At 63.8% G+C, this 17,368-nt stretch carries 21 protein-coding genes and 3 tRNA genes; 12 read left to right on the top strand and 12 right to left on the bottom strand.

Annotated elements, in window-relative coordinates:
* Positions 1-10: 10 nt before the first annotated feature.
* The 7 genes from ACSQ86_RS09015 (at position 11) to ACSQ86_RS08985 (ending at position 5,295) form a co-directional block, all read left to right on the top strand.
* Entirely contained in the window at positions 11-1,423 is a 1,413-nt protein-coding gene (locus ACSQ86_RS09015) for a multicopper oxidase family protein (RefSeq protein WP_093102142.1), read from the top strand.
* Positions 1,424-1,456: 33 nt separating this feature from the next.
* A complete protein-coding gene (locus ACSQ86_RS09010) occupies positions 1,457-1,942 on the top strand; it encodes a cupredoxin domain-containing protein (RefSeq protein WP_436303380.1) in 486 nt (161 codons plus the stop codon).
* A 35-nt stretch (positions 1,943-1,977) separates the two neighbouring features.
* Complete coding sequence (locus ACSQ86_RS09005; RefSeq protein ID WP_436303379.1) at positions 1,978-2,328, top strand: copper-binding protein; 351 nt, start codon at positions 1,978-1,980, stop codon at positions 2,326-2,328.
* Between the two features lie 51 nt (positions 2,329-2,379).
* A complete protein-coding gene (locus ACSQ86_RS09000) occupies positions 2,380-3,204 on the top strand; it encodes a methyltransferase, TIGR04325 family (protein ID WP_093102137.1) in 825 nt (274 codons plus the stop codon).
* A gap of 130 nt (positions 3,205-3,334) precedes the next feature.
* Complete coding sequence (locus ACSQ86_RS08995; RefSeq protein ID WP_170855460.1) at positions 3,335-4,480, top strand: glycosyltransferase family 4 protein; 1,146 nt, start codon at positions 3,335-3,337, stop codon at positions 4,478-4,480.
* A gap of 76 nt (positions 4,481-4,556) precedes the next feature.
* The gene (locus tag ACSQ86_RS08990; protein ID WP_436303378.1) at positions 4,557-4,847 is read left to right on the top strand and encodes a hypothetical protein; all 291 of its coding nucleotides are present in this window, start codon (positions 4,557-4,559) and stop codon (positions 4,845-4,847) included.
* Entirely contained in the window at positions 4,834-5,295 is a 462-nt protein-coding gene (locus ACSQ86_RS08985; RefSeq protein ID WP_436303377.1) for a methyltransferase family protein, read from the top strand. The genes ACSQ86_RS08990 and ACSQ86_RS08985 overlap by 14 nt, the downstream gene beginning before the upstream one ends.
* A gap of 41 nt (positions 5,296-5,336) precedes the next feature.
* Here ACSQ86_RS08985 and ACSQ86_RS08980 read toward each other — a convergent pair whose 3' ends face one another.
* Positions 5,337-5,612: a GDCCVxC domain-containing (seleno)protein gene (locus ACSQ86_RS08980; protein WP_436303376.1), complete on the bottom strand. Its 276-nt coding sequence runs from the start codon at positions 5,610-5,612 to the stop codon at positions 5,337-5,339.
* Entirely contained in the window at positions 5,609-6,031 is a 423-nt protein-coding gene (gene merC / locus ACSQ86_RS08975; RefSeq protein WP_093102129.1) for an organomercurial transporter MerC, read from the bottom strand. The genes ACSQ86_RS08980 and merC overlap by 4 nt, the downstream gene beginning before the upstream one ends.
* Before the next feature lie 66 nt (positions 6,032-6,097).
* Between merC and merR the strand changes: the two genes are divergently transcribed.
* Positions 6,098-6,502, top strand: coding sequence for an Hg(II)-responsive transcriptional regulator (gene merR / locus ACSQ86_RS08970; RefSeq protein WP_436303375.1), 405 nt, complete (start codon positions 6,098-6,100; stop codon positions 6,500-6,502).
* Between the two features lie 30 nt (positions 6,503-6,532).
* On the opposite strand, the gene ACSQ86_RS08965 is transcribed toward merR, so the two are convergent.
* The 3 genes from ACSQ86_RS08965 to ACSQ86_RS08955 all read right to left on the bottom strand — a co-directional run bounded on the left by ACSQ86_RS08965 (position 6,533) and on the right by ACSQ86_RS08955 (position 9,898).
* Positions 6,533-8,167, bottom strand: a complete 1,635-nt coding sequence (locus tag ACSQ86_RS08965; RefSeq protein ID WP_436303372.1) for a hypothetical protein — start codon at positions 8,165-8,167, stop codon at positions 6,533-6,535.
* A gap of 163 nt (positions 8,168-8,330) precedes the next feature.
* Positions 8,331-9,119, bottom strand: coding sequence for a CHAP domain-containing protein (locus ACSQ86_RS08960; RefSeq protein ID WP_436303371.1), 789 nt, complete (start codon positions 9,117-9,119; stop codon positions 8,331-8,333).
* A gap of 218 nt (positions 9,120-9,337) precedes the next feature.
* Positions 9,338-9,898, bottom strand: a complete 561-nt coding sequence (locus ACSQ86_RS08955) for a hypothetical protein (protein ID WP_436303370.1) — start codon at positions 9,896-9,898, stop codon at positions 9,338-9,340.
* Between the two features lie 184 nt (positions 9,899-10,082).
* Between ACSQ86_RS08955 and ACSQ86_RS08950 the strand changes: the two genes are divergently transcribed.
* The 4 genes from ACSQ86_RS08950 to ACSQ86_RS08935 all read left to right on the top strand — a co-directional run bounded on the left by ACSQ86_RS08950 (position 10,083) and on the right by ACSQ86_RS08935 (position 12,279).
* Positions 10,083-10,700: a DUF1294 domain-containing protein gene (locus ACSQ86_RS08950; protein ID WP_436303369.1), complete on the top strand. Its 618-nt coding sequence runs from the start codon at positions 10,083-10,085 to the stop codon at positions 10,698-10,700.
* Between the two features lie 63 nt (positions 10,701-10,763).
* Positions 10,764-11,213, top strand: a complete 450-nt coding sequence (locus ACSQ86_RS08945) for a hypothetical protein (RefSeq protein ID WP_436303368.1) — start codon at positions 10,764-10,766, stop codon at positions 11,211-11,213.
* Positions 11,210-11,803, top strand: coding sequence for a DUF4272 domain-containing protein (locus tag ACSQ86_RS08940; protein WP_436303367.1), 594 nt, complete (start codon positions 11,210-11,212; stop codon positions 11,801-11,803). The genes ACSQ86_RS08945 and ACSQ86_RS08940 overlap by 4 nt, the downstream gene beginning before the upstream one ends.
* 26 nt (positions 11,804-11,829) lie before the next feature.
* Complete coding sequence (locus tag ACSQ86_RS08935; RefSeq protein WP_436303366.1) at positions 11,830-12,279, top strand: hypothetical protein; 450 nt, start codon at positions 11,830-11,832, stop codon at positions 12,277-12,279.
* 70 nt (positions 12,280-12,349) lie between these two features.
* On the opposite strand, the gene ACSQ86_RS08930 is transcribed toward ACSQ86_RS08935, so the two are convergent.
* The 7 genes from ACSQ86_RS08930 to ACSQ86_RS08900 all read right to left on the bottom strand — a co-directional run bounded on the left by ACSQ86_RS08930 (position 12,350) and on the right by ACSQ86_RS08900 (position 17,367).
* Positions 12,350-12,426, bottom strand: a tRNA-Asp gene (locus ACSQ86_RS08930).
* 71 nt (positions 12,427-12,497) lie between these two features.
* Positions 12,498-12,573, bottom strand: a tRNA-Glu gene (locus tag ACSQ86_RS08925).
* A gap of 50 nt (positions 12,574-12,623) precedes the next feature.
* A tRNA-Ala gene (locus ACSQ86_RS08920) sits at positions 12,624-12,699 on the bottom strand.
* A gap of 34 nt (positions 12,700-12,733) precedes the next feature.
* Complete coding sequence (gene gltX / locus ACSQ86_RS08915) at positions 12,734-14,122, bottom strand: glutamate--tRNA ligase (protein ID WP_436303365.1); 1,389 nt, start codon at positions 14,120-14,122, stop codon at positions 12,734-12,736.
* Positions 14,119-15,333, bottom strand: a complete 1,215-nt coding sequence (locus ACSQ86_RS08910) for an O-succinylhomoserine sulfhydrylase (protein WP_436303364.1) — start codon at positions 15,331-15,333, stop codon at positions 14,119-14,121. The genes gltX and ACSQ86_RS08910 overlap by 4 nt, the downstream gene beginning before the upstream one ends.
* Positions 15,334-15,348: 15 nt before the next feature.
* Entirely contained in the window at positions 15,349-16,869 is a 1,521-nt protein-coding gene (purF, locus tag ACSQ86_RS08905) for an amidophosphoribosyltransferase (protein WP_093102112.1), read from the bottom strand.
* Between the two features lie 12 nt (positions 16,870-16,881).
* Positions 16,882-17,367 carry a CvpA family protein gene (locus tag ACSQ86_RS08900; protein WP_093102111.1) on the bottom strand — a complete coding sequence of 162 codons (486 nt, stop codon included), beginning with the start codon at positions 17,365-17,367 and terminating at the stop codon, positions 16,882-16,884.
* Between the last annotated feature and the right edge of the window lies 1 nt (position 17,368).

Below are 17,368 nucleotides of genomic sequence, written 5' to 3'. Positions count from 1 at the left end.
ACGGATCAACATGACAAACAGACGCAACTTTCTCAGCGGTGCAGGCGCCATCACGGGCGCCATCGCCGCCGCTTCGGTCGGCAAGGTGGCGATGGCTGCCTTGCCCGAGCCCGTGCTCCAGACGAAACCCGACACGATGCCGCCGCTGGCGCCATCCACCGGGCGGTCATACAACCCCGTCGTCACGCTCAATGGCTGGACGCTGCCCTGGCGCATGAACAGCGGCGTCAAGGAGTTCCACCTGGTGGCCGAGCCCGTGGTGCGCGAGATGGCGCCCGGCTTCAAGGCCCACCTGTGGGGCTACAACGGCCAGTCGCCGGGGCCCACCATCGAAGTGGTCGAGGGCGACCGCGTGCGCATCTTCGTCACCAACAAACTGCCCGAGCACACCAGCATCCACTGGCACGGCCAGCGCATTCCCAACGGCATGGATGGTGTGACCGGCCTGACGCAGCCGGCCATCCAGCCCGGCAAGACCTTCGTCTACGAGTTCGTCGCGCGCCGCCCTGGCACCTTCATGTACCACCCGCATGCGGACGAGATGACGCAGATGGCGATGGGGATGATGGGCTTCTGGGTCACGCATCCCAAGGCCAGGCACCCGCTGATCGACGAGGTCGACCGCGACTTCGTCTTCTTGCTCAATGCCTACGACATCGAGCCCGGCAGCGCGACGCCCAAGATCATGACCATGCTGGACTTCAACCTGTGGTCCTGGAACAGCCGCATTTTTCCGGGCATCGATTCGCTCAACGTGCGGCTGAACGACAAGGTGCGCATCCGCTTCGGCAACCTGACGATGACGAACCACCCGATGCATCTGCACGGCCACGAGTTCGTGGTCACGGGGACCGATGGCGGCCCGACACCGAAGAGCAGCCGCTGGCACGAAGTGACGACCGATGTGGCGGTCGGCCAGATGCGCCAGATCGAGTTCCTTGCGGACGAAGAGGGCGATTGGGCCTTCCATTGCCACAAGAGCCACCACACGATGAACGCGATGGGCCATGACGTGCCGACCATGATCGGCGTGGACCACCGTGACGTGGTCAAGAAGATCACCAAGCTGGTCCCGGACTACATGGTGATGGGCGAGCGCGGCATGGCCGACATGGGCGAGATGGAGATGCCGCTGCCCGACAACACCGCGCGAATGATGAGCGGCGAAGGCCCGTTCGGCTCCGTCGAGATGGGCGGCATGTTCAGCGTCGTCAAGGTGCGCAGGGGACAGAGGCCCGGCGACTACTCGAACCCAGGTTGGTTCAAGCATCCCAAAGGCCAGGTCGCGTACGAATTCAACGCGACGATGCCCGAGGCACCGCGCGCCAAGGGCGCCGGTTCAGCTGCCATGCCCGCGCAAAACATGCCCGCCAAAAACATCGAGGTCCAGGTCCGCAAGCCCAGCGGTCACTCGGGCCATTGATTTCTTCTTTAACCACCCTCTGAAAGGACTTTCATGAAAACCCTCCGCTACACCGCTTTGGCTGCGTTGAGCGCTTTGGCTACAACAGGCGTCCATGCCGCCGGCACGCATGCCGGCGGCCACCACTCCGAAGAGCGCATCGGCAAGCCCGGCGTCGTCGCCAAGGCGACCCGCACGGTCAAGGTCGACATGACCGACGGCATGCGCTTCAGCCCGGCCAGCATCGATGTGAAGCAAGGAGAGACCGTGCGCTTCGTGGTCACCAACTCCGGCAAGCTCAAGCACGAGCTGGTGCTTGGCACCGAGAAGGAGCTGAAGGAGCACTACGAAGTCATGAAGAAGAATCCGGAGATGGAACACGCCGATCCGAACATGGTGACGCTCGCCGCCGGCAAGGCGGGCGAGATCATCTGGCAGTTCACCAAGGCCGGGAAAGTCGACTTCGCGTGCCTGCAGCCGGGTCACTACGACGCCGGAATGAAAGGCGCCGTCAACGTAACCAAGGCCGCTCGCAAGTAGCGCCACCCTCGCCCCACTCCATCGAAGGAACTCACATGATCGACATTCGTACCGCTCTCGCCGCCACCATTACTGCGCTCGCCCTCCCAGGTTTGGCCTCCGCACAGACTGGCAGTGGCACCGCCGCACCGACTGCAGGTGCTGCGCCATCGTCCGCTGCCAGCGACCTCGCCGAGGGCGAGGTCCGCAAGGTGGACAAGGAAAGCAAGAAGCTCACGCTCAAGCATGGTCCTCTGAAGAGTCTCGACATGCCTGGCATGACGATGGTCTTCCAAGTGAAGGACGACGCTATGCTGGACAAGGTCCAGGCCGGGGACAAGATCCGTTTCCAGGCCGAGAAGATCGACGGCAAATTCACCATCACCAAGCTCGAAGCGGCGCGCTAGGCCTCAGAGTGCGCCGCTCGCAACGGCGCAACTTCCGGAAAGGAGGTTCCCATGACACACGCGAGTGCTGCGCAGATCATGCGCGAGCTACTGGAAGGACCGGTCGCTCGACCCGCGTTGCTGCGGTGGCGGCGGCAGCAATTCCTCGCCAAGGAAGGATTCGGCTTCTATTTTGGGGTGTTCGAGAGCTTTGCGGCCGCGCGCGAATGGCTGCCGCCGAATCCGGGATTCAATCACGACACATTGGCCACCGAGTATGTCGAGGTCCGGACCCGGCAGGTATTTACCTATGACTATCCGATGATGTGGTGGCTTGACCGAGCGTTTCGTCACGGCGCCGCGAGCGTGCTCGATATCGGCGGCTCGGTCGGCGTTCACTACCACGCGTATCGGTCATACATCGATATGCCATCGGCGCTGACATGGCGCATCGTCGAAGTTCCGGCAATGGTCGCCATCGGCCGCAGGCTGGCTGCAGAACGCGGGGCGATGGCACTGAGCTTCACCGACGATCTGGAAGAGGGCCTGACCAGCGCCGGCGCTGACATCTGGATCTCATCAGGTGCTCTTCATTACATGGAAGATGCGCGGCCGAGCGATCTGCTCAAGCGATGCCTTGAGGCGCCCATGCACATCCTTCTCAACAAGCTGCCGCTCTACGAAGGCGATGACTTCGTCACCACGCAGAACATCAGCGAAGGCTGTTTTGCACCCATGCATGTTTTCAACCGCGATCGATTGATACGCAGCATCGAAGCACTGGGCTACCACCTTCGGGATCGATGGGCAGTCCACGAGCGGTCGCTGTACCTGCCGGGCTACCCGGAACGCTCATTTCCGTCCTTCACAGGTCTGTATTTCGCGGCCGAGTCGTAATCAGCCGCCCCGCTCGCCGGAGTTTCGGCACATCCCAAGGAGATCGAGATGCCACATGAAAGATGCACCGAATGCATCGAGGCCTGCAGCGACTGCGCGGTCCGGTGGCATCGATGAGGGCCGCCAACCCATGAAGATCCTGCTGATAGGCAACTATGTGCCTGACAATCAGACCAGCATGCGAGCTTTCATGCGAGTCCTTGAGCGTGAGTTGTCGAACCAGGGTTGCGAGCTGCGCATCCTCACGCCTAAGCGGTGGCTGCAGCGCGTGCCACAAACGTCCCTCTTGTGGAAGTGGCTTGGCTACTTGGACAAGTTCGTCCTTTTCATCCCTACGCTTGCTACGCAGTCGCGTTGGGCGGACGTCGTTCACATTTGCGATCACTCCAACAGTATGTACGTGCGCTGGGTGAAAAGCAGCCCGACGGTCATCACCTGCCACGATGTCATCGCCGTGCAGGCCGCCAGAGGCATGGTGCAAGGGTGGAACGTCGGTTGGAGCGGACGCGTGTTCCAGCGGCTCATCGCGTCGGGACTTGCGAAGGCCGACCTGATCGCCTGCGTCTCGCACATGACGCGACGTGAGCTGCTGGGCTTGAAGTTCGCGGATGAGCGTAGGGTGACAACGGTGCTCAACGGCCTCAACGACAGCTTCTATCTTGTCCAGCCAGAGGAAGCCGACGCACTGATCGAGCGTTTCGGGTTGTGCGCAAACGACAAGTACCTGATCCATGTCGGCTCGGACTTGCCGCGCAAGAATCGCAAGGCGGTCGTCGAGACGTTCATTGCGCTGCAGCAGCGTGCTGCTGCATGCGGCGGCCCTCCTATCGTGCAGCACCTGGTTTTCGTGGGGCCGAGTTTGGAGACAGACCTGATCGACTTGGCATCCCACCATGGCGTTGCGGATCGGATAAGGACCTTGCAACACGTCTCCCATGAGGAACTGCGCGCGCTCTACGCCAGGGCCACGGCCTTGTTGTTCCCTTCCCTGCAGGAAGGGTTCGGCTGGCCGTTGATCGAGGCGCAGGCCTGCGGCTGCCCGGTCTTCACGTCCGACCTGGCGCCGATGAATGAGATCGGAGGCCCTGGCGTGTGCTACGTGGATCCACACAATCCCGAAGCCATGGCCCAGGCCATCGAGCAGGCGGCTGGGCGATTTGAGGAGATGCGCGCCTTGGGATTGGAGAACGCTCTGCAGTACTCGGCGGCACAGATGATGGCGAACTACCTCGCTGCATATCGCCGCGTGCTGGGAGCACGGCAGCGCCGCCAATAGGGCCGCGCGGGTCGCGACGGTGCGCTTCGATCGTCTCGTTCCACAGCTTCGGCATCACCCCAATATACGTGACGACATGACACCCCGCCTCCGCAAGTTCGCGCTCATCGTACATGTCGTCTCCTCGGTCGGCTTGCTCGGCGCGATCGCCAGCTTCCTGGCTCTCGCCATTGCCGGTGTGACCAGTCAAAACGCTCAAATGGCGCGCGCCGCCTATCTCGCGATGGAGTTGATCGCCGCCGTCGGCCTGCTGGTGTTGCTCGTGCCCGCCGTGCTGTCGGTGTACAAGCCGCGGGGCAGGACCCCGTACGGAGTGCGTAAAGAGCACGAGCAGCGTGCGTTGTTGCAGCCCCATGAACTCGCTTGAGCTGAAGGTCCCGCCTCCTGCAGTGGCGCTGCTTTTCGGCGTCCTCATGTGGCTCGTGTCCTCACTGGTCGCGCCGCTTGAAGTGCCGTCTGGCCCTCGCGTATCGGTTGCCCTTGTTCTTGCTTCAGTTGGCCTGGTTTTCGGCGTCTCGGGCATGGTCTCCTTCTGGCGAGCAAGAACCACGATGAATCCAATCAAGCCTATGGCTACATCGTCTCTGGTCACCAACGCTGCCTTTCGCTTCACACGCAATCCCATGTACCTCAGCCTTCTGCTCTACCTGCTTGCGTGGGCCGTGTACTTGTCAAACGTGTGGACCTTGCTCTTTGTGCCCGTGTTCGTGCTCTACATCAACGAATTCCAGATCAAGCCTGAGGAGCGCGCGTTGTCCTCGCTGTTTGGTCCAGAGTACGCCGCATACAAGGAAAGGGTTCGCCGGTGGCTGTGAGGCACAAACCCCTCCATCCAATGGCTACGTCGTGGCGGCGGTCAAGTAATCTGGGCACGATCTGCGGGGATGGCGCCCAGGCCCTCCCCGCAGCATTGCCTCCGCGCCTGGACCGGCGGGCACTTCACCGAGCCGAACGAGCAGAACACGCAGCAATCGCCGGGCTGCGGTCGCAGCAGGGTCTTGCAGCTCTCGCATTCATAGAAAAACTGGCAGGCGTCGACGGGCATGTCCTCGCGTTTCGAGTGGCCGCAGTGCGGGCATGTCAGCACCGAGTCGAGAACCAAGGCGCTGCGCGAGTTCTGTCCTCCCGTCATGGGCGCGCCTGCCCGGTCCCGCAGCCATCTGTGCTGCAGTGCTTGTTCGCGGGCGACAAAAGATCCCACAGCGAGACGCCGACCATGAAGGCCAGCCCCGTGTACAGCAGCCTGGCGGTCCACCACTGGCCGAAGAACAGCAGCATGGCCGCGAGCACGATCGCCGGGCCGATCATGCCCAGCAGGCTGCGATGCCACTGACGATGGCTGAACCAGCCGACGGCGTTGGCGACCAGCGCGACGGCCGCGAACAGTGGGAGCAGGGTGTTGAGGAACAGGCCCTCGTACGCGCTGAAGATGCCCAGGCCTGCGGCGGCGCCGAGGCCCGCCAGGGCCGGAAAGCAGGCCGGGCACGACGCTGCAGAGACAACGCTGCCCAAGGCACCGGCCTTGTCGGCCACACGCGTGATCCATTCCATTGATCGGGTCCTTGGCTGTTCGATAAGTTCACAATACTCCCGTACCCAAGTACGGAGTCAAGCGGCATGGAACAGGAGATTGACACCCTGAGGATCGGCGCCTTCGCTGAGAGGGCCGGCGTCAATGTGGAGACTATTCGGTTCTACCAGCGCAAGGGACTGCTGCCGGAACCGGGGAAGCCATACGGCAGCATCCGGCGCTACGGCAAGGCCGATGTGGCGCGGGTCCGATTCGTCAAGTCTGCCCAGCGCCTGGGCTTCAGCCTCGACGAGGTCGCCGGTTTGCTCACCCTGGACGATGGCGCGCATTGCGACGAGGCGCGCCAACTCGCGGAGCAAAAACTCGCCGATGTGCGTGCCAAGCTGGCGGACCTGCATCGCATCGAGTCGGTCCTGGCCAAGTTGGTGGACGACTGCTGCGCGAGCCGCGGCAGGGTGTCTTGCCCATTGATCGCCGCGCTGCAGGGCTAGCTAGTGCGTTGAGAGGAGTATCTGCCGCAACTACCAGTTGACTGGCTTCAGGTCGGGCCCAACGATGTGATCAGGGTGGGCCGGGCCGGCATGGTTCACGTCATGCGTGAAATGCGCGCCATACCAGACCACGACATCGTGGTTCGATATGGCCTCGCCATTGACCCATCGATCGATGTCGGCCTCGTACGGCGGGCCAATCGCGACGGAACCGTCATCGATCTCGCTACCCCGGTAGCGCAGTATCCAGACGTCTCCGCGACCAAAGGGCGCATCTGGCTCGGCGCCGGCGACCCCGTCGCTCGCGTTCGGGATGATGTCGTAGCCCTCCCGGCTGACGGTGTTCTCCACGCGCCACTTGCGCTTGCGCGCAAAGTCGCGCGCCCTGCGGATCTCGAATGACTTGGTGTGCCACTTGCTCGATCCGACCAAGGGCGGATCATTGAACTCTCGCACTTGATTGTTGCCCGCGGTCCGAATATCGAAGTCCAGGCGCCAGTAGACATGGTGATGGTGCACGTTGCACACGCACTGGCTCTCGACGGCGGCAAAACCAAAGCGCGGTCGAATGGTGCCGTTGGTGCCAAGGCGCCACTCACTGACGTAGCGGTACCAGCCCGCTTCCATTTCACTCACGAGGACTACCTCGTTGCCGCGCACGTAGATGCCGACCCCGAGAAAATTCCCGGTGTCGGAGGCCGTGTCCATGATGGTCGAGGCGGGCGCCGAACAGAGACGGAAGCCCGGTGCCACGTCGATGCCTTGTGCCTGGATCATTCCTTCCTGGTATTGCCAGTCGCGATAGGGACCACAGGCGTCCGCGTCGTATTTGACGTTCAGGATCGGCACATGGGCTCGGTACAGAACGCGCTTGCCCTTGTAGTCGACGAAGCGCAGTTCGATGCCCGAGCCGTTAGTGCCACTTGACGCGGCCGGGCGTACGGCGAGGAAGCGCCACAGGGTCTGGCCGCCTTGAGTCACTGTCACCCAGACTTGGCCGGCCGTGCCCTTGGCGGCCGTGGCCTGATTGGCATCATGCGGCACGCCGCACAACCCGCCTCCGTGAGGACGCGCGTTGCCAGGCGCACGCCCCTCGAATCGAGTCACTGCGCGCGCCGCTAGATCGACAGCGACGATCTCGTGCTCCGCGTTGGGGCCCCGGGGGAGCAAGCCGACGGCGATACGGCGTTCGATGCTTCCGTCGGGCAACTCGGTCAGCGAAAGAGCCGGGATCGGCTGGTATGGCTCTGACTGGCCGCCAGCGAGAGCAGCACCCAAGGCTGCATCACGGCGCACGATCTTGACGGCAGCGGCGAATTCGGCATCCGACGGCGGCGGGGGAAGGGCCGATTCGGTCAGCGACAGTTTGCGCGGCGCGCTGAGCAGCCCTTCGGCCAAGATTGTGCGATGACGTTTGTCGTCATACAGGGTGGCACGGAACGCGCTCGGCGGTTTGGGCCTGCCGCCTTTGGCCGGATCGGCTTCCTCCAGCGCCTCGACGTACAGGAGCCGTGCCCTGGAATGCCCGACGTAGTCGAGCAGCGCGGGATTGAGCGACAAGCGCTCGCCGATCGACGCCAGTTCTTCGCTGGTGGGCCCGAAGGACTTGATGGCGATCTTGATCCCGTGGGCAGACGAATTCCCCGTTGCGCTGGGCTTGACCATGACATCCTCACTCTTCTTTGGTGGACATAAGCACACAGTGCTCTTCTTCGACCGGCCACTGATGGCAAAGGCGATCGAGAAATCCTACGCACGACAATCGGCGCGCGCATCCACCATTCGATGGGCGCCGAATGGCTAGCAAACATGCGACAACGGCCTCCTCTCAGCCGACCAGCGTGTAGTCGATGAAGCCCTTGTTGATCTCCCCTACCTTGCGGGTCAGCCGGTAGACGCCGCCGCCTTCGCGCGTCTTGCTCGCATCGGTATTGCCCTCGATGGTGTTCAGCATGCCGGCTTCGACCGCATCGACCAGGCCGGTGTGGCCGCGGCCCTTTCCGTGGTCCATGATGAAGATCATTCCGGGCTTCACCAACGTCGGGTCGTCCGTGGCCTCGGCCGCGCGGATGCGTGCCGCGCCTCTGGAAGGCGCCTTGTTCCAGTGATCGAGACAACCGGCGGTGCGCACCATGGGATTCTTCGGCCGGCCCAGCTTCTTCGACGCCTCGTCGAAGCAGTAGTAGACGAAGGCGCAGCACCACGGCAAGCCGGGTGACGCCCCTGTCCGCGCGAGGTACTTTTCGACGTCGGGGCCGCGATTCGAGTTCATCGGGATCTCGCGCACTTCCTTCGCCTCTTCGCCTGCCGCGACCGCCAGCACTTGCGCCAGCAGATCACTGCCCGCAACGTTGTCGGATGCGATGGTGTCCAGGCCGAACAGGGCGCCCCAGGTCAGCGAGCCGATCTCGCCGTCCTGCTTCAACGGACGGCCTGCCGGATCGACATGGCGGGCCTGGAAGAGCTTGACCACGCGCTTCATGTCGGCGTCGAATGCGGTGCCCTGCGGATCGAGATTGCTTTCGCCCGCCATCATTCGATCGAGCTGGCCGCGCACGGCCTGAACGACCGAGGCATCCACCTCCCCGAGCTTGACGACGCGTCCGGGATATTCCATGGGCTTCTCCTTGCTGGTGCGGACTCAGCTTAGGTTTGCCCTCACGGAAATTCATCTGGCAAACGGCGTATCCCGGAATGCCGCACCGATCTGCTCGCCGAGCGCCAGCAGCGGCGCACTCAGCTCGGGCGCCATTTCGGCATCGCCTTCGACCACATCAACCAGTTCGCCGAAGGAAGGTTGAAAGAAGCGCTCAATCCCTCGGTATTGCCGGCGGCCTAGGGCTTGTCTTCGGGGACCTGGCCGAAACGCTGAAACATGGCGGACCCGAGCCGTTTGATCTCCATCATCGCATCGGTCTTCGGGGCTTCTTCCCCGGCAAGAACGGCCGCCGCATGCGATGCGGAGGCGCTTGCCCTTCGCGCGCGGTTCGCGCACTTGGCGAGCTCCTGCTTGCGCTCGCTCAGCGTGAAGTAGGCGGCGTCCCTCAGCAAGGTCTCGGCAACCCGCAGCGCGGCCTCTGCGGCACTCAGGCTCATGTGGATGCCGGCACGTACGCGATTGCCGTAATCGTTCTCTTCCTTGAGCCGAAGTTCCGCCTCCTGCTGGGATGAAGGGAGGACGCCCAGATCGGTGGGAGCAAAGTAGGGCACGGCCTGCACCCCAAGACTTCGACCCGCAATCACCTCTTCGATGGCGGTTCTTGCTTTCTCGATCGTTTCCAGATCCAGATTTTCCATGGCAGCCTCTTTTTGCGACAGGCTCAAGTGTGGGGCGAGCAGCGCTGATGCGCACGTCTTCTGCACGGGAAACTCGGGCAACTCGTCAATTTTTGGCAACAGAGGATTCGCGCAGCCGCGACCGAAAAATGCTCGGCCGCACAAAGGTAGAACTTAACTACTGATTCGAGGATCTCTTCGAGCTGGACGCCAAGTTATCCTGTCATCCCGCCCGTCTCGCACGAGTACTTCCACGTCGCCCGCTCCTCACGCCAAGCGCTAGGCCCTCATCACGACTCCCGACATGCGCTTTGAAGGAACTCTCAAGACATGGAACGACGAACGCGGCTTCGGATTCATCGAGTCCAGTCAAGGCGGACAAGAGATCTTCGTCCACGTCAAGGCGTTCAAGGCCCGAACTGGCCGGCCGCAGATCAATCAGGTGTTCTCGTTCGAGATTGAACTCGGGCCTCAGGGCAAGAAGCGTGCAAAGAACGTTGCGCCCGTGCAGCCCGTCCGCAGGCGCCCCAATGCGCGTGGCGAACCTCCGGCACAGTGGGGAACCGCCTCGCTGTTCGCCATTCCTGTCTTCTTGATCCTGTTCGTCGCAGTCAGCTTGCTCTGGAGACCGCCTCTCTGGTTTGCCGCTGTCTACGTCGTGGGCAGTGCGCTGACGTTCCTGGCATACGCAGTCGACAAGTCGGCTGCACGCCGCCAAGCTTGGCGCACGTCGGAAAGCACTCTTCACCTTCTGGCCCTTGCTGGCGGATGGCCAGGCGCGCTCCTCGCGCAACAGCTCTTGCGTCACAAGTCCACCAAGGCTGAGTTCCGCAGCGTATTCTGGGCAACGGTCGTTCTCAATGCGCTTGGCTTCGTGGCTTTGTGCTCTCCGCTGGGTAGTTCATTGTGGGCGCGAGCCTGAGGTCGAATCCTGAACGTCGCCTATGCTCGGCCAGCCGCGCATGTCAAACATTGGGTTTCTCGCATGCCATCAACAAGTCTGGTGCTGTATATCTTTCTCATTTGGTCTGGCGTTCGCGCCGTGCTGCTTGCGGCTTCGCTGCTAGGAGGCAAACCCCTGCCCGCCCTACTCTTGGCCGTGGAGAAGGTCGAGCCATCGGTGCAAGGGGAAGAGAAGAGCGAAATGGCAAAGGGGTTCCTGTGGATCAGCGTGGTTTGGTTCGTTGCCGTCACAGCCGTCGCGGCATTTGCCTACAACTCAGCCTCAAGCGGCAGCACGTGGGGCCTGGCCATCTTCGTTGCCATAGGAGGTTGGTCGCTCTATGAAGCCGCATCGAGTCCCATTGTTCTCGGTCGCATGTACCCAGGCTCCATCGGATGGAAGGACTGGCTGGCCGCCGTCATGGGGTCGGCGATCTGGGTCCTTCTCTTCGTCGTACTGGTCGCTCGGCGGTTTGGCCCTTTGGTGTCATGACACAGCGGTCGATTGAGATCGGGGGTGAAGAAGGCGACGTACCGCGCTCGCTTGGCGAGGTGCTGGACCGCACACTTGCCTTGGGTGCTGCCGTAGCCGCGAGCTTTGGAGCACCGGCAGCCGAGCTTGTTGCATGGTTGCACGAGTCGAATCTCGAAACGGCGCTCACGCCGGAAGAGCGTTCCTTGCTTGGAATGGATGCCCGCAACGCCAAGCAAGTTGCCAACATGTCGTGGCAAAGCGAGCGGCTCCTCGTTCTCCTGTGGGCTCTCTGCAAGATTGAGGAGATACCGTCTCCTGCGGAGCAGTGCCGCCTCGGAACGCTGGAGGAACTGCTGCCGCCGTACGGAGATCAGTCGCTTGCCGTGTTTCGCGAATCCGCTCGCCTTCGATCGGAGGACGAACTGTTCGACGCAGCGGTCGACCTTCAAACGCTCCACGCACTCGCAAGGCAGAGGACGAAAGAGCCAAGCCACCGTGCAAGTGAGCCGGCGGTGGACATCGAGGTCGTACAGGAACGTCACCACGCGATCAATTGGCTCGTCGGGTACGAAGCTCAGTCCTGGAATGAGATCACAACTGACACCTGACAGACCTCTCCCTTGGAACGCAACGCATGCAAGCCACCATCGCCACACGCAAGCCGGTCGACGAACTCACGGCCTCGGACCTCGAGGCGTTCCCCGTGTGGGAGTTCGCCATGGACGAAGAGGAAGTCGACGAACAGGACGAAACCTGGGTGAAGCCCGTGCCAACCTCCGAAGTGCCGGCCGACGGCTTCTCACTCAGTGTGGCCGCTGTCCTCAAGCTGGCCAACGGGCGTGTCTATCCTGGCGTGATGTTCTGCGACACACATGCCGGCCTCGACATAGCGGCGGTTGCGCTTCTGACCACGGGAGGTCGCGTCCTGTTTTCGAAGAATGATTCGCCATCCGAAATCCGGCGCAGCCTGAAGCGGCTTGGGCTCGGCCGTCAGCATGTCTTCCCGCTGGACTTTTGCACTCGTGTGCCCTTGGCGCGCACAGGCATCCTGGAGCGCGGCACCTTCAACTCGTCGCATGCATAGTGCCAAGATTCCAAAAACAAAAATGGGTCACAGCGATGAAGCTGCAACCCATTGATCTCTTTGAGGAATCTGGCGGAGTGGACGGGACTCGAACCCGCGACCCCCGGCGTGACAGGCCGGTATTCTAACCAACTGAACTACCACTCCTGGTAGACAACGTTCGCTCCATATGGAGCCAAGTGCTGCGACTTGTGCCCGCTTCACCGAGCGGTGAAAACTGGCGACCCTACGGGGATTCGAACCCCGGTAGCCACCGTGAAAGGGTGGTGTCCTAGGCCTCTAGACGATAGGGTCAAAACCTTCGGAACCGCGCTGCGATCAGCGCTTGTTTCTCGACGCCCTGATGGTGGAGGTAAGCGGGATCGAACCGCTGACCTCTTGCATGCCATGCAAGCGCTCTCCCAGCTGAGCTATACCCCCTTGGGTGTCGAGCCTCAAATTATAGCCTGAAAAATCAGGCTGCTTTCAATCTCGTGACGACTGTTTCACGAGAAAAGAGCGAGAGCACCGCGTCGAGCGACGGCGTCTGTGGCGTTCCCATCACGAGCACGCGCACCGGCATCGCGAGCGCGGGCATCTTGAGGCCATGCGCGGCCAGCACTTCCTTGATGGCGGCTGCGATCGCGGCCTTGTCCCACGCGACGCTTGCGAGCTTGTCGGCCAGCGTGGCGATCGCGGGGCGCACGGCCTCGGTCACATGCTGCGCGCGATCGGCTTCGCTCGGCGCGACGTCGGCGTAGAAGGCCGCGGCCCAGTTCGCGAGCGCGACCGTGGTGTCGCAGCGGTCCTTGAAGAGGCCGCAGATCGCAGGCAGCCGATCGTCGGCAGCGATGCCGCGCTTCTGCAGTTGCGACGCGACCAGCGGCGCCAGCGCGTCGTCGGCCATCGCCTTCAGATGCTGCGCATTGACCCAGCGCAGCTTGGCCTCGTCGAACTGCGCCGCGCTGCGGCCCAGGTGGTCGAGGTTGAACCACTCGATGAACTGCGCGCGCGTGAAGATCTCGTCGTCGCCATGGCTCCAGCCGAGGCGCGCGAGGTAGTTGACCATCGCATCGGGCAGGAAGCCTTCGTCGCGGAACTGCGTGACGGGCTTGGCGCCGTTGCGCTTGCTCATCTTCTCGCCCTGCTCGTTGAGCACGGTCGGCAGGTGGGCATAGACCGGCGGCTCCTTGCCGAGCGCACGGAAGATGTTGATCTGGCGCGGCGTGTTGTTGACGTGGTCGTCGCCGCGGATCACGTGCGTGATGGCCATGTCGATGTCGTCGACCACCACGCAGAAGTTGTAGGTGGGCGTTCCGTCGGGGCGCGCGATCACGAGGTCGTCGAGCTCGTCGTTGCCGATCTCGATGCGGCCCTTGACCTTGTCGTCCCAGGCCACCACGCCGCCCTGCGGATTGCGAAAGCGCAGCACCGGCTGCACGCCTTCGGGCACTGGGGGCAGCGTCTTGCCGGGCTCGGGGCGCCAGGTGCCGTCGTAGCGCGGCTTCTGCTTGGCGGCCATCTGCTTCTCCCGCAGCGCGTCGAGCTCGGCCACGCTCATGTAGCAGGGATAGAGCTGGCCCGCGGCCTGCAGCTCGGCCAGCACCGCCTTGTAGCGGTCCATGCGCTGCATCTGGTAGTAGGGGCCCTCGTCATGATCGAGGCCCAGCCATTGCATGCCTTCGAGGATCACGTCGACGGCCGCCTGCGACGAACGCTCGACGTCGGTGTCCTCGATGCGCAGGACGAAGTCGCCGCCCGTGGAGCGCGCGAAGGCCCATGGGTAGAGGGCGGAGCGGATGTTGCCGAGGTGGATGAAGCCGGTCGGCGAGGGAGCGAAGCGGGTGCGGGTCTTTTGCGTCATGCGAGGGTGCTCAAGCCGCGCAGCAGGTCGGCCTTGATGTCGTCGATATGGTCCAGCCCGACCGCCACGCGGACCAGGCCCTGGCCGATGCCGGCCGCCTGGCGCTGCGCCTCGGTGAGGCGGCCGTGCGAGGTGGTGGCCGGATGGGTGATGGTGGTCTTGGTGTCGCCCAGGTTGGCGGTGATGCTCAGCACGCGCGTGCTGTCGATCACGTGAAAAGCGTTGGCGCGCGCCGCTGTGGGATCGCCGCCCTGCACGTCGAAGGACACCACCGCCCCGCCCTGCCCCGACTGCTGGCGCATCGCGAGCTCGTGCTGCGGATGCGAGGCCAGGCCCGGGTAGTAGACGCGCGTGATGCCCGGCTGCGTTTCGAGCCATTGCGCGAGCGCGAGCGCAGCGGCGCAATGCGCCTGCATGCGGATGCCCAGCGTTTCGAGCCCCTTGAGAACGACCCAGGCGTTGAAGGGCGACAGCGCCATGCCCGCGGTGCGCACCACCGGGCCGAATACGTCGTTGACGAGCTTCGCGGGGCCGCAGATGGCCCCGGCCAGCACGCGGCCCTGCCCTTCGAGGTACTTGGTGCCCGAATGGATCACGAGGTCGGCCCCGAGCTCGGTCGGCCGCTGCAGCGCCGGCGAGCAGAAGCAGTTGTCGACCGCGAGCAGCGCACCTGCATCGTGCGCGAGATCGGCCAGCGCGCGGATGTCGCACACGTCGGTCAGCGGGTTGGTCGGCGTCTCGGCGAAGAGCAGCTTGGTGCTCGGCCGCATGGCCGCCTTCCATTCGGCGACATCGGTCTGCGAGACGAAGGTGGTCTCGACGCCAAACTTGCCGAACTCGCGCCCGATCAGGTTGAGCGTGGAGCCGAACACCGAGCGCGAGCACACCACGTGGTCGCCGGCCTTGAGCAGCCCCATGCACATCATGAGGATCGCAGCCATGCCGCTGGACGCGCCGATCGCGGCTTCGGTGCCTTCGAGCGCGGCCAGGCGCTGCTCGAAACTCGCCACCGTCGGGTTCGAGGTGCGCGTATAGGTGAAGCCCTCCTCGGTGCCAGCGAAGCGGCGCGCCGAGGTCTCGGCATCGGGCTGCACGAAGCTGCTCGTGAGGAAGAGCGCCTCCGAGTTCTCGCCGTACTGGCTTCGTTCCAGCGCCGTGCGCACCGCGAGCGTGTCGCGGTGCAGGCCGGGGGGCAGGGATCGATCGGTCACGTCGTGGTTCTTCTTCTATTCGCTCAGATTGGGCAGCGCGAGGCGCGAGGAGTCTTCCTCGGTTTCCTCGATGCGGGGACGGTTGCCGTTCATGCGCGTGATGGCCTCGGTGTCGATGTCGCCGGTCACGTAGACGCCATCGAAGCACGAGGCATCGAAGCCGTCGAGCTTCAGCGTCCCCGCCGTGCCCGGCATGGCCTTCAGGATGGCGCGCTTCATGCCTTCGACGTCCTGGTAGATCAGCGCGTCGCAGCCGATCAGCTCGCGGATCTCTTCGATGGTGCGGTCGTGCGCAACCAGCTCGTCCTTGGTCGGCATGTCGATGCCGTAGACGTTGGGGTAGCGCACCGGCGGCGCCGCGCTGGCGAGATAGACCTTGCGTGCGCCGGCCTCGCGCGCCATCTGCACGATCTCGCGGCTGGTGGTGCCGCGCACGATCGAGTCGTCGACCAGAAGCACGTTGCGGCCCTTGAACTCGCTCGCGATCACGTTGAGCTTCTGGCGCACCGACTTCTTGCGCACGCCCTGCCCCGGCATGATGAAGGTACGGCCCACGTAGCGGTTCTTCACGAAGCCTTCGCGGTACGGAACGCCCAGCAGGTGCGCCAGCTGCGTCGCGCTCGGGCGGCTCGATTCGGGGATCGGGATGATCACGTCGATCTCGTTCGGCGGCACCGTCGAGACCACGCGCTTGGCCAGCGTTTCGCCCAGGTTCAGCCGCGCCTGGTAGACCGAGATGCCATCGAGCACCGAGTCGGGCCGCGCGAGGTAGACGAATTCGAAGATGCACGGGTTCAGAGTCGGCGCCTCGGCGCACTGCTCGGCGTGCACCTGGCCCTGCAGGTCGACGAACACGGCCTCGCCAGGCGCGATGTTGCGTTCGAACACATGGCCCGAGCCTTCGAGCGCCACCGACTCGCTGGCCACCATCACGGTGCCGTCGGCGTTGCGGCCCATCGCCAGCGGCCGGATGCCGTAAGGGTCGCGGAACGCGAGCAGACCGTGGCCTGAAATCAGCGCCACCACGGCATAGGAGCCGCGCAGCCGCCGGTGCACGTTGCGCACGGCGGCGAACAGCGTCTCGGAAGTGAGCATGCCGTCGCGCGTCGCGCGGTCGAGCTCGTGCGCCAGCACGTTGAGCAGCACTTCGGAATCGCTCTCGGTATTGGTGTGGCGATGGTCGGTCGAGAACAGCTCTGCGCGCAGCGCATGCGCATTGGTGAGGTTGCCGTTGTGCACCAGCACGATGCCGAAGGGGGCGTTCACGTAGAAGGGCTGCGCCTCTTCCTCGCTGTAGGCATTGCCGGCAGTCGGATAGCGCACCTGCCCCAGCCCGACGCTGCCCGGCAGCGCCCGCATGTTGCGCGTGCGGAACACGTCGCGCACCATGCCCTTGGCCTTGTGCATGAAGAACTTGCGTTCCAGCAGGGTGACGATGCCGGCCGCGTCCTGGCCGCGGTGCTGCAGCAGCAACAGCGCGTCATAGAGCAGCTGGTTGACGGGTGCGTTGCTGACAACGCCGACGATTCCACACATGAAGCGATCCTCTCAGGGCAGGTAGCTTGCCAACTTTTCAGGCAGCGCGGGTTTCAGGCCCTGCAATGCCGCATCGAGAACAATGGCGCTGCGCGATTCGTGCCACCAGACACTGTCGCCCAACGCCAGCAAATGAACCACGACTGCCATGGCCAGCAGGGCGACCGCCCCGCGCGCCACGCCGAAGGCCGCGCCCAGCACGCGATCCACCGGCCGCAGCCCCACGGCCGCGATGAGCTTGCGCGTGATCGCTGCGACCAGCCCCACGCCGAAAGCCACCGCCACGAACACCAGCACGAATCCGGCCGCATAGCGCCAGGTGGCCGCCGGGTCTCCGAAGGGCAGCCAGGCCCCCGCATCGTCCGCCAGCCACTGCGCGCAGAAGAAGGCCGCCACCCAGCCCGCCAGCGAAATCACCTCGAACACCAGGCCGCGCACCAGGCCGAACAGCATCGACACCACCAGCAACACGATGGCGATCCAGTCGAAGAGCGCCACG

It is taken from the genome of Variovorax sp. LjRoot130 (genome assembly GCF_964253755.1).
Classification (GTDB): Bacteria; Pseudomonadota; Gammaproteobacteria; order Burkholderiales; family Burkholderiaceae_C; genus Variovorax.
This window is presented reverse-complemented; position numbering and strand designations above follow the sequence as displayed.